Origin of the sequence: Tolypothrix sp. PCC 7712 (assembly GCF_025860405.1) — a bacterium.
In the GTDB taxonomy this organism is placed as follows: Bacteria; Cyanobacteriota; Cyanobacteriia; order Cyanobacteriales; family Nostocaceae; genus Aulosira; species Aulosira diplosiphon.
Genome location: NZ_CP063785.1, coordinates 4700765 through 4715978, shown reverse-complemented (window position 1 = coordinate 4715978; position 15214 = coordinate 4700765). Strand labels below are relative to the sequence as shown.

General features: G+C 42.0%; 9 protein-coding genes. 7 read left to right on the top strand and 2 right to left on the bottom strand.

Features of this window, described 5'->3' with window-relative positions:
• Positions 1-303 precede the first annotated feature (303 nt).
• Both HGR01_RS19360 and HGR01_RS19355 read right to left on the bottom strand, forming a co-directional pair.
• Positions 304-2967: a filamentous hemagglutinin N-terminal domain-containing protein gene (locus HGR01_RS19360; protein ID WP_045873914.1), complete on the bottom strand. Its 2664-nt coding sequence runs from the start codon at positions 2965-2967 to the stop codon at positions 304-306.
• A gap of 321 nt (positions 2968-3288) precedes the next feature.
• Entirely contained in the window at positions 3289-4398 is a 1110-nt protein-coding gene (locus tag HGR01_RS19355) for a precorrin-8X methylmutase (protein WP_045873913.1), read from the bottom strand.
• Positions 4399-4483: 85 nt separating this feature from the next.
• On the opposite strand from HGR01_RS19355, the gene HGR01_RS19350 reads away from it, so the two are divergent.
• The 7 genes from HGR01_RS19350 to HGR01_RS19320 all read left to right on the top strand — a co-directional run bounded on the left by HGR01_RS19350 (position 4484) and on the right by HGR01_RS19320 (position 15113).
• Positions 4484-6406, top strand: a complete 1923-nt coding sequence (locus HGR01_RS19350) for a heavy metal translocating P-type ATPase (RefSeq protein ID WP_045873912.1) — start codon at positions 4484-4486, stop codon at positions 6404-6406.
• A gap of 1127 nt (positions 6407-7533) precedes the next feature.
• Positions 7534-10476 (top strand): beta-phosphoglucomutase, encoded by a 2943-nt coding sequence (gene pgmB, locus HGR01_RS19345; RefSeq protein ID WP_096621667.1) that lies wholly within the window; start codon positions 7534-7536, stop codon positions 10474-10476.
• Positions 10477-10830: 354 nt separating this feature from the next.
• On the top strand, positions 10831-11178 hold the full coding sequence (locus HGR01_RS19340; protein ID WP_045873910.1) for a hypothetical protein: 348 nt from the start codon (positions 10831-10833) through the stop codon (positions 11176-11178).
• 98 nt (positions 11179-11276) lie between these two features.
• Complete coding sequence (locus HGR01_RS19335; RefSeq protein ID WP_045873909.1) at positions 11277-12797, top strand: AAA family ATPase; 1521 nt, start codon at positions 11277-11279, stop codon at positions 12795-12797.
• A 146-nt stretch (positions 12798-12943) separates the two neighbouring features.
• Positions 12944-13294 (top strand): DUF1257 domain-containing protein, encoded by a 351-nt coding sequence (locus HGR01_RS19330; RefSeq protein ID WP_015136553.1) that lies wholly within the window; start codon positions 12944-12946, stop codon positions 13292-13294.
• 344 nt (positions 13295-13638) lie between these two features.
• Positions 13639-14556: an SMP-30/gluconolactonase/LRE family protein gene (locus HGR01_RS19325; protein WP_045873908.1), complete on the top strand. Its 918-nt coding sequence runs from the start codon at positions 13639-13641 to the stop codon at positions 14554-14556.
• Positions 14557-14558: 2 nt separating this feature from the next.
• On the top strand, positions 14559-15113 hold the full coding sequence (locus HGR01_RS19320) for an antibiotic biosynthesis monooxygenase (protein ID WP_045873907.1): 555 nt from the start codon (positions 14559-14561) through the stop codon (positions 15111-15113).
• Positions 15114-15214: the final 101 nt, after the last annotated feature.

The window sequence follows — 15214 nt, the reverse complement described above, 5'->3', positions numbered from 1 at the left end:
TTTTGCAAAGATGAGATTTTATCAGGTTATTTGCTAGACTTTAACTGGATTAAAAACTCAAAAATCTCAGCATTTATATAAAAACAATGATTAATTTAATTTGATAGCAAGAATTCAATAGTGAAAATACTGATTTATGGGCTTGATGACTTTACGGAATCTCTAAAAATTTATTCTGATATTAATTCAAAAAAACTTTGCAACACATCAATCATCTGTACCTCAAATTGGCGTAAAATCTCAGTTTGAGAAGTTGCTATCTACTGTCAATCAATCAGCAACACCAACTATTTTGATGAATATCTAATTGCTAGAACAGCTAGCTGAGTTGAGTCCAGAACTATGAGGAGTAGTGGCTGGTGCTTTTGCTGTTAATAACATTTCCCCTTGAGGAGTAATCACGAGTCCCTGAGCTTCTACAATCTCATTGGCAGTCTGCGATGGTAAATTTATAGAAGTGGCAATCAACCCAGAGCGATCGCTGTTTGTTAAAATCGGAACTGTTTGGATATCTTCTAAAACTGTGTCACTCCCCAATGCTACCTCTGGATTTTGGGGTAAACCACCCCTTCCAGTCACAACAAAACGGCTAGATTGACTTGGTTGATTCTGACCACAGCCTTGAGTAATTAATGATGAAGCATCATTTGGCTGCACTGGTAAGATAACAATCCCTTTGCTAGGATCAACGGCTAAAGTTTTAATTTCTACAGCACCATTTAACCCAAACTGAGAACTAGCTGTAATATCGCTTTGAGTAGTGAGTTGTTGGCGGAATTCGATACCAAAGATACCTTGAGTTGTAATTTGAACGTTCCCCCCTTGACCTTGAATTGCATTAGCTGTGATGTCGCTATTTTCAGCAGATGCTAATAAATTGGCACTAATAGTAATATTGCCACCATTGCCATTACCACCTGTAGCATCAGTAGTGATTTTGCTACCGTTACGCATTAATAGAATATCTTTTATTTGTAAAGTGATATTGCCTCCTTCACCTGATTTAGTTGTGGCTTGAATTCCACCTGCATCATGTAGCGAGTTACCTGCATTATCAAGCAAGATTGAGTTGGCATTAATGTTAATGTTGCCGCCTTTACCCAATCCTTCATTATCAACACTTACTCTAGCTCCTGCTTGAACTAAGAATTTGCCTGTATTGATTTCTACGTTGCCAGCATCGTTTTTATTATTAATATTTAGAACATTAGCAAATAGACTACTAAATATAAAAGTGACATCAGTTGCAGGGTCTAATGGTTCATTTTCAGCCAGTCTGTTACCTAATAACTGAATCAAGTTATTTGCGTTAATATTTATTGTGCCTACCTTACCCAAACCCTCTGTACCTACACTAATTTTGGCTCCATTTTGGACGGTTAAATCATTGGTATTAATTGTTAAATTTCCGGCATCGCCTGTAGAATGAATATCCCCACTACTAAACACACCTCCAGTATATCTCTTGATAGGAGAAACCCCATTGACATTGATATAATTACTAGCATTAATAATGATATTTCCACCATTTCCTGCAGCCAATGTTCCAGAAAAAATTTGCGCTCCATCACTGATTATTAGCTGTCTAGTATTAACTATTAAATCTCCTGCTTGTCCGCTACCTTCTTGAACTGAAGTATACAAACCACTAGCGAGGATATCAGCAGGTGAAACACCTAATAATTCTACAGATTTTGTGGCATTTACTGTTAAATTGCCACCTTTGGCATTACTCAAAGTTGCAGCAGAGAGTTGTGCTCCGTTTTTAACAGTTAACTTGCCAGTATTAACAGTTAAATTCCCGCCTGCGCCATGACCGAATGTATCTGTTACTAACCCAGTAGCGACAGCTTCATCTAATGAATCAACACCACTCAGTTCAATTGTATCCGCAGCATTAATAGTGATATCTCCTCCCTTACCTAGGGAGTTAGGTAAAGTTACTGTCGATATTCGAGCTTCGCCTTCAACCCGAAGTTTGTTAGTATTGATGGTGATTCCTAAGCTATCACCACTGCCATTGTTTTCTGCAAACAAGCCATCTGTAAAGGTTTGAGTAGTGCGATCGCTTTTCACAATCACCGCATCTGAAGCATTTAAAAGCAAGTTTGCGCCTGAAATTTCACCTAATGTAAAAGTAGATATGCGAGAGTTCTCAATAGTTAAATTTTTTCCTGTGAGTTGAATAATACCGCCGCCACTGCCGCTAGTTGTGACTAAACTATTATTACTAATTAATATATTAGCCCTCGTCAAATCTTGAGGATAACTCAATTTTGGCTGGCTTCCTATCCATGAAAGCTCAACCATTCCTGAATCTGCTACTCCACCTAATTCAATATGACCGCTATTGGCAATTAATTTACTGTTATTGATAGTCAGATTGCCACCTATTAAAGCTAGCATTTGATATTTTGAAGTTGTCAGATTAGCGCCATTGACTTCAATAGATGAGGATTTACTGCCATACTGTAATCCCATAGGGACGCTGACAGTTAGTAATGGCGAATTTCCATCAGTTGAAGTATGAAATTCTTTGCCATCCGCAAATTTTATACTATTGGCTGTAGTTGCGAAAAATGAACCACCTATGTCTAATTTGGCATGGGAACCAAAGATGATTCCATTAGGATTAATTAAAAAGAGATTAGCTTTACCAAGAGTACGAATTCTGCCATCGATTAAAGAAGGCTCCATACTAGTAACACGACTAATAATATTTTGAATTGAGAGATTATTATTAAAATTAGCAGACCCACCAGTTGGTACAGAAAATTGGCTAAAACTATGAAAAAGATTGCCTCCAACTTGGCTACCACCATTAATCGTGAAATTGAGGCGATCCCTAGATTTAACTATTGTAGGTAAAGTACCATCGGCTGCAATCTGAGCATCACAAGTGTGTGCAAATGTGAGATTGTAAATACTAAATATTCCCGCAATACTAACAGCACAATACCAATTCATAAAAGTAAAATTTCTTAAAGTCTTGATTTGCCTCTCCCTCAGTATTCCCGGAATCCCTGAAACTATTGCTAATTCAGGTTGCGAATCTTGCTGGCTAATTTTCGCTGAAATTCTGATTATTAGGTTATAGCAAGAGCCAAGACTATAAAAATTGCCCGCAATGATGATCCAAGACAATTTATAAAGTAAATCTTCAGGGTGTGTTGTCGCACAGCACAACGCACCAAATACAGCATATATAATTCGTGATGCGTGACGCTCAAGCTAATACCATTTCTCTAAATCCAGGCTACGGATAATTCTCTCCCTGATCCCTGCCCCTTAGCGACTAAGATAACAATGACAATCTGGCTTCTCAATTAGCGATTCTACCAGAGCATTAAGGGCTGTAGCCGCTAACAAGCCACCGCCTACAGTGCTTTCTATGGTGATGAAAGGTATCGGTTGTTGCAGCAAAAGCCGCTTGGCTGCGGGAGCATGACTAAAGCCAATAGGCATTCCAATCACTAATGCAGGCTGAATTTGTTGCTTATTTATAGCTTTGCATACTTCCACCAGCACTGAAGGCGCATAACCAATCACCACAATACAACCTGTAGGAATTTGCTGTAATTTCTCTCGCCATTGCTGCTGTTGCCAAAAAGCCAGTTCTGCTTCTGTGGCTGTTGTAATATGGGGATTATCAATTAATGTTTTTACTGGACAACCTAAATGGACTAATCTCGGATTATCTAGAGCAGCAGCCACTGTAGGGATATCGACAACAATTTGACAATTTGCAGAGAGAGCATGACGACTAGCTGCGATCGCATCTCGACTGAGCTTGACAAATGATACCAAACTGACATCACCACAAGCTAATACTAGTTGGGAAATTAGGTGTTGTTCAATCTCGGAACGTTCAGATAAGTCGGGTAACAATCGATGCAAAGATTCTGCAAAAGCTTCTGGATGAGTATGGATTTCCGCATCTAAACCACTCCACAGTTGTTCTAATCCGCCTAATCCTGTTTGCGTTTCCACTTCTAGTAACTTCAGTTGTGCTAAAACTTCCGCTTGGGTATTTTGACAATGTTGATCCCTTCCTAATAATCCTTCCAATGCTGATGCTGTTTGTCGCAGTTGGGAAATTTGCTGCATGACTGCACGATACTGCTTTTGCAATTGCGCCATCAAGGTTTTTGTGGTGTCTGCTTCTGGTTCTACTTCCAGAATTTGCTGGATGTGGTTGAGTTGAAACCCTTGCTGCTTCAAAGCCACAATCCGTTGCAGCCTAATCACATCCTTCTCAGTATAAAGGCGATAATTGCTAGGCGATCGCACTGGTTGCGGTAGTAATCCTAATTGATGGTAATGGCGTACCATGCGCGGAGTAATTCCCCCACCCACAGCATCAGTAAGTTCTTTAATAGTTAAGCAACCAGTTTTCATGTCTCCATTTTTAACTCCTACACCGTTGACATTAACATTAATGTCAACGTTTAGTGTGAGATAGTCCGCTTAGTTTCTCAATCTCATGCTCTACCCACAGCATTTAACCAAATTCACCAAAGAACATGGAGATACCTTAGCAGCCTTAGTTTGTGGAGTGCTGTTATTTCTGGGCTGGTTCACCTTGCATCTTGGCTGGCTGGGATGGGCAATGTTGTTATTAACCGCAGCTTATGTAATTGGTGGTTATGAAAGCGCCCGTGAGGGGTTAACTACCCTCGTCAAGGAAAAACAACTGGATGTAGATTTGCTGATGATTGTGGCAGCGCTTGGTGCTGCTAGCTTGGGCTTATGGCGCAGGGAATACCACTTAATTATTGATGGGGCTATTTTAATTTTGATTTTTGCGATTAGTGGCGCACTCGAAGGCTATGCGATGCGGCGAACTGAACGCAGTATTCGCAGTTTGATGAGTCTAACTCCAGATACAGCCAGGATTTTACGTCAAGGAAAAGAAGAGTTAGTTCCGATTCACCAGTTACAGGTAGGGGATGAAATTATTGTCAAGCCAGGAGAGTTAATTCCTACTGATGCTTTAATTGTCTCTGGTTACAGCACCCTCAACCAAGCGGCGATTACAGGCGAGTCTTTACCTATGGAGAAGACAGTCAACGATGAAGTTTTTGCGGGGACAATCAACGGCTATGGGGCGCTAAAGCTCAAGTTACATAAACCAGCCAGCAGCAGTTTGATTCAACGGGTGATTCGGTTAGTCGAACAAGCGCAAACAGAAGCACCGCCTTCCCAAGAATTTATTGAACAATTTGAACGGAAATATGCCCTAATAATTGTCACTTTGGGCTTATTGCTGGCAATTATGCCGCCATTTCTTTGGGGTTGGGATTGGGAAACCACAATTTACCGGGCGCTGACATTTTTGGTAGTAGCCTCCCCCTGCGCTTTGATGGCTGCTATTATGCCTACACTGCTGTCAGCAATTGCCAATGGTGCCAGACAGGGGATTTTATTTAAAAACGGTGCCCAGTTGGAAAAGATAGGGCAAGTAAGAGCGATCGCATTCGATAAAACTGGTACTTTGACAACAGGGGAGTTGCAAGTCTGTGAAGTAATACCTTATGGTAAATACTCGCAAACTGATGTGTTAACAGCCGCTGCATCTCTAGAATCATACTCAGAACATCCCATTGGTAAAGCTATTGTGCAGGCAGCCGCTAACATAGATTGGGTGGGCGCGCTGGAGGTGCAAGCTATCCCTGGAAAGGGAATTAGCGGTATTATTCAAGAGCAACAGGTAATGGTGGGGAATGCGGCTTTTATTAGCGAGTATGTGCCAGAATTTCCCCAGGATTTGCAGAATTTGACTCAATTTTGGGAACAAGAAGGCAAGACAGTTGTGTGGGTAGCCCAAACCAGAAGAGAAGATGGTTATGAAATTGTCGGTACCCTCGCTATTGCAGATATGGTACGTGCAGAAGCAGCCGAAACAATTAAACGCTTAAGAAAGTTGGGTGTTGCTGAAATTGTGATGATTACTGGCGATAACCAGCGAACTGCCCATAGTGTCGCTCAAACTGTGGGTATTGATCGCGTGTATGCTGAACTGTTACCAGAAGACAAGTTATCTGTAATTAGCGATTTACAGAAAAAATATCAAACAGTGGCAATGGTAGGCGATGGGATCAATGATGCACCAGCCCTCGCCCAGGCTTCCGTGGGTATTGCAATGGGTGTGGCTGGTAGCGATGTGGCACTAGAAACAGCCGATGTTGTCCTCATGGCCGATAAACTAGAAAAAATTGCTGTAGCTATGCATTTAGGTAGGCGATCGCAAAGTATAGTTAAACAAAATATCGTTGTCGCCTTAGGTTTTATTCTGCTGCTACTCATCGGTAACTTTCTCGGCAATATTAACTTACCCATCGGCGTGATTGGGCATGAAGGCTCTACAGTATTAGTAACTTTAAGTGGTTTAAGATTGTTGAAGTAATCCGTAATTGAGCGATCGCAACTAGTAGTAGTAGTGTGGGCATTGCCCACAACATCATAATCATCTGCAATTGAAAGGTAGAGAATGGCTATTCTATACTCATTTCAGTAGTTTCAAACTGCTTTAATGAGTATAGATTTTACTCCTACGCACCATTCAAAAGCTAAACCTGAAAACTATGATAATTTCCAGCTATTTTGCTGTTGAGAATTGAGAATATAAGGTTAATTTACATTAATATGTATTATTAGATATTAGGAGTCAAAAATATTTTTGTTACCTAGTCAATATTACTGTTGTATTGCTTTAATCATCGCCCTAATATTTGGCAAATATTCTAATAAATTATCAATGAATTAACGAGGAGGCTGGGATCACATTTTCTCGGTAGAAAATATAAACTAAAACCCAAAATTATTTATCTTGTCAATCAATCATGAATATCTATATAACCTTACAGTTAAAAAGGTAAATTATCTAGCAGAGAGCCATCTCCTGAACTGTCACAAGACCACTAACCCAAAAGTTCAAGACGAACTTATAATACACAGCTTAGATAACGTTTCCAGCTATTTTTACTCCTAGCCGCCCAAAATGGACTTTTAAATATATTTTAGTTAGTTCATTTTATATAAAATAAACAAATATATAATTTTGTGGTTAGTCAATAGCGGCTTGAAACCCTTTATTAATAAGGTTTTAGATAAAAATTGCTGAAATGAACAGCAATTAAAAAAACTCACCAGTTCGCTATGATATCTAAAATTTAATAATTATTACCTTTTTTGATGTCCAGGCTACTAAGTGAGCTTTTTAGTATGATTACTCAGTGAGCATTTTCTTGAGTTAAAGTTGCATATTTATATTGTTGTGTTACGCTATTCAACCAAATCTATAGATTCGTGAAATTTGTATTATTAATGACTCATAACATGAGTTATTAAAAACACCTAACTATAGACAGATGAAATTGGGAACGTTGCTATTAGCAACAACGTCAATCCGCCCGTTAAGGCTACAACCAAGTCTAGGCAATAAAGCTAGAGCGCAATTGCTCATTGAACTCTTGAAAATTGCATTTCATCCTGCCCCAACCTAACCTCTAAAAAAATTAGGTATGATTACTCATGGTCAACTTATCCGTTCGCGATTCCCAACAAAATCAGACACTGACTGAAGCTACAGACTGGAACGTTATTGAAACAGTCTTTGATCCCGCCCAACTGCATCATAAAGAAACTGTTTTTACTATTAGTAATGGTTATTTAGGAACGAGGGGTACTTTTGAGGAAGGCTATCCCGGAGATTCCACGGCTACATTAATTAATGGCCTATACGATAAGGTTGTAATTTCCCATACAGAATTAGTTAATTGTCCCAGCTGGTTGCCTTTAGAGGTGAAAGTGGCAGGCGATCGCTTTAGTATGGACAGTGGCGAGATTCTCAACTACGAACGCCGCCTAGATTTGCGTTTGGGGATACTTAGCCGCGATGTGCGCTGGCGTTCCCCCAAAGGACATACATTAGATTTCCACTTTGAGCGCTTCGCTAGTTTAGCCGATCAACATGTGTTAGCGATTCGCGCCCAGGTAACATCCATTGATTTTACAGGCGAAATTTCTTTTAGCGTGGGCTTAGATTCAGAACCCCAAACCCAAGGTGTCCCACACTGGAAAGTTGTGAATCAAGGTGGTATCGAGCAAATTATCTGGTTGTATAACCAAACTCGCCACTCAGAAATTCAATTAGGAATGGCGACTAAGTTGGTGGTAGAAGGCGAAAATGCACCACCTGTATGCTTAGAGAATGCGAATACTTCTCCAACTTTAACCACAACCTTTCAAGCGACACCCGGTAAAGCTGCTACTGTCGAAAAGATTGTCACCATCTTTACCTCCCGGGAGACAGAAATTCCCATCGCCGCAGCCTTACAACGTTTAGCAGATGAACCCCGTTACGCAACTCTGTTAGCAGCACATATCGCCGCATGGGAGCAAGTATGGCAAGACAGTGACATCATCATTGAAGGCGATCGCTATGCTCAGTTAGTTGTCCGCTACAATCTTTTTCAAATCTTAGCTGTCGCACCCCGCCACGATGACCGCGTAAGTATTCCACCCAAAACCCTCTCTGGTTTTGCCTATCGTGGACATATATTTTGGGATACAGAAATTTTTATTCTTCCCTTCTTAACCTTAACGCAACCAGCCCTAGCCCGGAACTTGCTGACCTATCGCTACCACACATTACCAGGTGCGCGACGCAAAGCCCAAGAAGCAGGCTATCAAGGCGCTATGTATGCTTGGGAAAGTGCCGATACTGGTGATGAAGTTACACCCCGCTGGGTACCCCATGCAAGCGGTAACGGTGAGTTAGTCAGAATTTGGTGTGGTGATATCGAAGTACATATCAACACTGATGTCGCTTATGCAGTTTGGCATTATTGGCAAACCACAGCCGATGATGATTGGATGCATGATTACGGTGCAGAAATTATCTTAGATACAGCCGTATTCTGGGAAAGCCGAGTTCATTGGAATGCCGAGCGTCAATCCTACGATATTTTAGATGTGATTGGCCCTGATGAAAATCACGATCGCGTCGATAATAACGCCTTCACCAATTTAATGGTGCGCTGGCATTTACAATCAGCCTTAGCGCTTTGGGATTGGATGAAGCAAGCTTATCCCGAAAAATCTGCACAATTAGCCCAACAACTCAACTTAACCACAGAGCGGTTGCATAAGTGGACTGATATCCAAGAGCGTATATTTGTCAATCAGGAGCATTCAACTGGTTTAATTGAGCAATTTGAAGGATTTTACCAACTCGAAGAAATCAACTTTGCCGATTACGAACCCCGCACCACATCCCTACAAGGTTTATTGGGAATTGAAGCCACCAGCCAAAAGCAAATTCTCAAACAGCCAGATGTCTTGATGCTGATTTATTTGTTAAGGGAACAGTATGACTATAAAACCTTAGCAACCAACTGGGATTACTACACCAAGCGCACCGACCATACCTATGGTTCCTCCCTAGGCCCAGCAATTCATGCCATCTTAGCTTGCGACCTCAACCAACCCACCCACGCCTACACACATTTTCTCCGTTCAGCCTTGGTAGACTTGGAAGATGTCAGGCGGAATGCAGCCGAAGGAATTCACGCCGCCAGTGCGGGAGGAGTTTGGCAAGCAGTGGTATTTGGGTTTGCCGGCATTAAAATGACGGAATTTGGCCCAGTTGCTTCGCCACATTTACCTCCCACTTGGCAACGTTTAAAATTTAGGCTGCAATGGCGCAATCAGTGGTACGACTTCGACCTGCGACAAGAAACAGACATGGAAATTGCTAACCAACCAGCAGATGAGAATTTGCCCAGTTCCCAGCCAGAAATTCAAGGCGTAATCTTTGATTTAGATGGAGTGTTAACTGATACGTCAGAACTACACTATTTAGGCTGGAAGCGAGTAGCCGATGAAGAAGGCATTCCCTTTGATAGAGAAGCTAACGACGCAATCAGAGGATTGCCCAGAAGAGAAACCCTCATGCAAATTTTAGGCGATCGCCCCGTGACTGAAACCAAAATTCAGGAAATGATGGAGCGCAAAAACAACTACTTTTTGCAATTAATCGAGGAAATCACCGCCGCCGATTTACTTCCTGGAGTCGAAAACCTCTTAAAGGAACTACGTGCAGCCGGGATTAAAGTTGCTTTAGGTTCATCCAGCAAAAATGCTCAAACCGTCATTCAACGTTTGGGTATTGGCAATAAATTTGATGCCATAGCCGATGGTTACAGCGTCTCCCAACCCAAACCCGCACCAGACCTCTTTTTGTTTGCTGCCGAACAAATTGGTGTTGCACCAGCCAAATGTTTAGTTGTAGAAGATGCCAGCGCTGGTATTGAAGCCGCTAAATCTGCTGGAATGTGGTCTGTAGGATTAGGGCCAGTAGAAAGATTAGGTATAGCTAATGTAGTTTTACCCAGCCTAGAAAAAGTCAGCTGGCAAGACTTGCAACAGCAACTAGCCAACAGCCAAAAGTCAGCCGTATTGCAAGAGGCGTAAGGGGAAAGGGGTAAAGGGTAAAGGTGAAAGGTTGTTTTTAACCTTTACCCCTTCGCCCAACTTGATTGAGGTACTGCCCAATAAATATTAAGCAGCCCCTGCTTTACACAAAATTCCTCTTTTCTCATTTCATCCCACTCTTAACCAAGGGTGGGATTTCCCTTCAATGCAGTTTCAACAGTCAACAGTCAACAGTCAACCGTCAACAGTTATCCCCTATGCCCAATGCCCCATCCCCCACGCCCATTATTAAGCAATGTAACAATATTGCCGTCAAAACGTTTTGCTGTCTTGACAACCCCAAAGAGAACCGATAACGTTATATACATACCCGGGTAAGGCCGCCAAAGAGTTATGCAAACTAAGCAAAAGGTTACTTTATATTTGTCGCCAGAACTGCACAGGAAATTGAAGATTCGATCAGCAGTAGATTCTGAACCAATGTCAGAACTTGCCGAACGTGCTTTATTTTTCTACTTATCTAATTCTGAATTAGTTGAAGAAGTAGAAGCTTCTGTTTATGGCAGAACTCACAGAGTATATTCTTGTCCCAACTGTGAAAGTTCGCTGGTGCTACGTGATGGAGAACTGATTACTTTAGGAAGTCAACCAGGAGTAATTGGTCAAGAATCTATCTCCATTGATGAAATGGATGAAGCTAAAACCCATCCCCAGGATGAGGAAGAGTTAGTCCCTTGTTAGATACGAATTATGAATAACTGAATATTCATAATTCCTTCGGTTGTCGTCACCAAAAAAACGATGTCTGTACTGTACTTAGGTCTCAAGTAGGTCGATGTATGAAAGAAGAGCTCAATATTCTAATTCAAGCTCAATACCCTTTAATCTACCTTGTGACCTCCGAGGAAGAGCGGGCCGAGCAATCAATCTCCACCATCGCCCAGTTGTTAAAGCCTCAACGCCGAGTATTTGTTTGGACAGTAACTCACGGCATCGTGGAGTATGGTCAACCCCGGAATGTCACCCAACATAATACTGTTTCTCCTGAAGCAGCAATTGAGTGGATTATCCGGCATAAAGAACCTGGTATTTTTATTCTTAAAGATTTACATCCTTTTATAGATGCGCCTGCAACAACTAGATCGTTAAGAGATGCGATCGCAAGTTTTAAAGGCGCGCACAATATACCGAAAAACATTATTTTAATGTCGCCAGTCCAGCAAGTGCCTATCGAACTGGAAAAAGAAGTGGTAGTTCTCGACTTCCAATTACCAGACATGGCCGAGCTGAACAAAGTTTTAACTCACCATTTAGATCAAAATCGTGGGCGCAGACTAACAACAGAGGCGAGAGAAAAGCTTCTTAGAGCCGCCTTGGGTTTAACCAAAGATGAAGCCGAAAAAGTCTATCGCAAGGCACAGGTAACTACAGGGCGTTTGACGGAAGATGAAGTAGATATAGTTTTATCGGAGAAGAAGCAACTAATTCGGCGCAATGGTATATTAGAATACATCGAGGAAGATGAAACCATTGAGGCTGTAGGTGGCTTAGAAGAGTTGAAAAAGTGGCTCAAGCAACGCTCTAATGCTTTCACAGAAAAAGCTAGAGAGTATGGTCTACCTCAACCTAAAGGGATGTTAATTCTAGGTGTTCCTGGTTGTGGAAAGTCGTTAATTGCTAAAACTACTTCCAGACTTTGGGGGTTACCAATATTACGCTTAGATATGGGTAGAGTTTACGACGGCTCAATGGTGGGTCGAAGTGAAGCCAACCTGCGTAATGCCCTCAAAACAGCAGAATCAATTTCTCCCACGATTCTGTTCATTGACGAGTTAGATAAATCCTTTGCTGGTAGTGCTGGTTCTGGTGATTCAGACGGTGGTACTTCTAGCCGGATCTTTGGCTCATTCTTGACCTGGATGCAAGAAAAGAAATCTCCTGTGTTCGTGATGGCAACCGCTAACAGAGTGGAAAGATTGCCTGGAGAGTTCTTAAGAAAAGGTCGTTTTGATGAAATTTTCTTTGTGGATCTGCCCACACCTGAAGAACGGGAAGACATATATAATATTCACCTGACAAAGCGTCGTGAAGACATCACTAGATTTGATCTAGGACAACTAGCTAAGATGTCCGACGGCTTTTCTGGGGCAGAAATTGAACAAGCGATTGTAGCGGCAATGTACGAAGCTTTTGCCCAAGAACGCGAGTTCACCCAACTAGATATTATTGCTGCACTGAAGGCAACCCTGCCGCTGTCTCGTACTATGCAAGAACAGGTCACAGCGTTGAGAGACTGGGCCAGACAGCGCGCCAGACCCGCAGCATCCTCCGTTGCTGAATATCAGCGAATGGAGTTCTAAAAGCTTTCTCCTGCTAACCCAGGGGGAAAGGCTAGCAGTAAATGCTAGCAGTTGATAGAAAAAAAGCCGCTTCTCATTTAAGTGCGGCTTCCCCAAAAACAAACCGTTGTCGTTGTTCTCAATCTTCTCTATTGGAGGAAACCCAAATGTCTCACTTTAGCACTCTTCGCACCAAGATCACCGATGCAGAAATCCTCAAAGCATCCTTGCGCGACCTGGGTATCAGCGTAAAGACTGAAGCTGATGTTCGTGGTTATAACGGTCAGCGCGTCCGTTCCGACATCGTTGCTGTGCTGGAAGGCGAATATGACCTAGGTTGGTCTCGCAACAGTGATGGTTCCTTTGACCTCATCGCTGACTTGTGGGGTGTTGCTAAGAAGCACAACCAAACTGAGTTAATCAACTCCATTAACCAAAAGTATGCCGTTAACAAGACCTTGGCTGAAGTAAAACAGCGCGGTCTACAAAACGCCAATGTGAAGTTGGTATTGCAATAACAATTTCTCTGCGCGTTCCCAAAGCTGAACGGGTTAACCATGTTCCTAGCGGTTAGCCCGCTTTTTTATCGGGGCTGAGATGTAAATCTCAGCCCCGATTTTTGCTGTTCAGGTGGAAATTCTGCAATTTTTAGGGAGTGGGAGTAATACTTGTTGGTTAAGGGCAAAAGGGGAAGGGGAAAAGGGGTAAGAAAAAACCTTTAACCCTTACCCTTTCACCTTTTCCCCAAACCAAATTCCGAGTTGAAAATCCTTAACCGAGCAGTATTGAGAGTGGGAGTAAACAGGCCATTGTAAAGTAAAATTTCTATGGCTACGAGAATTCCACCTATCTTTAGGTCAGTATGGAAAATTCAGCAGGTTTACCCCTTATTTACGCGGATACGCCGATAGAATTAGCGCCAGCCAAAGTCATTACCTCGTTTCCTGTTAATACTTTTCTTGAAAATATAGCGATCGCAGCTGATGGCACAATATTTGTAAGTAATCACGAAATTGGTACCATTGTTCGCATCACACCAGATGGCAATCAGCAAATCCATGCTAGCCTTGAAGGTAAAGTCAGTGGTCTAGCTTTTACCACAAATGCAGATTTAGTCACAACCGGATGGAGTGCAGATTCTATACCAATAGTCTCATTAGTGACCGTAGATGGTAAGGTAGAAACCTTGCTAAATATGCCAGATGCAATATTTCTCAACGGCATTACCCCACTTTCTGGCACTCAGTATTTAACTGCCGATTCCTACCGAGGTGCAATTTGGTTAGTAGATATTGCCCAACGTAGCAGCTCAATTTGGCTAGAACATCCAATGCTAGCTCGCAGCAACCCTGAAAATATTCTTCCGGCTGCCAATGGTTTGAAGCGGTTTGGGAATAACCTCTATGTTTCCAACACAGAAAGAATGTTGCTGTTGCGGATTCCAATTACTGCTGCAAATCAACCAGGTGAACCAGAAATCTTTGTGCAACAGACCAATCTTGATGATTTTGCCTTTGACGTAGAAGGTAACCTTTACGGAGCAACGCACATATACAACAGCGTCGTGCGAATTTCACCAGATGGGAGTACAACCATCATTGCTCAAGCTGAACAGGGGGTAATTGGTAGTACGGCTGTTGCTTTTGGTCAACAGGAAAGCGACAGCACCGCCATCTATGTGGTGATGAACGGTGGAATGTTTTTACCTCTGCCTACAGGGGTTGTATCGGCAAATGTTGTGCGCTTGGAAGTCGGAAAAGTTGGTTATCCCTTGGGTTAAAAATGCAAGTACAACAAGAAGAGCAATTTGTCACCGTAGTCATTTCACAACTAGTCAAGCCAGGATGCGAACAAGATTACGAGATTTGGATGAAAGAAATTATCGGTGCTGCCAAAACCTATTTTGGTCACTTGGGTACAAATGTGATTCGTCCCCAACCAGGTGGAAGAGCAGAATATGTAATTATCCTGCGGTTTAACAACTATGAAAACTTAAAAGCCTGGATGACATCACGCGATCGCGAATATTGGTTAAAGAAAGGCAAACATTTAGTAGAATCTGAACCTCATGTTCAAGAAATTTGTGGTTTGGAAGCTTGGTTTTCTCTACCTGGTCAACCATTAAAAACTCCACCTCGCTATAAAATGGCATTGCTGACTTGGGCATCTGTATTTGTGTTGATTAACTTGTTGAATACTTTCTTAGTCCCCCTGATTCGCGGCTTACCACCGTTGATGATTTCGCTGGTGATCACCGTAACTATGGTTTTACTGTTGACTTACGTTGTGATGCCGAGAGTTAGCCGTTTGTTTAGTAAATGGCTATATGCCAAGTAAATAGCATAAAGCAGAGAACAAGCAAGAATCATGAAAATCCTGCCTCAATACTGAATCACGAGCCTCTAAATTTAAAACATCTTAACCAACAGCGAACTCAA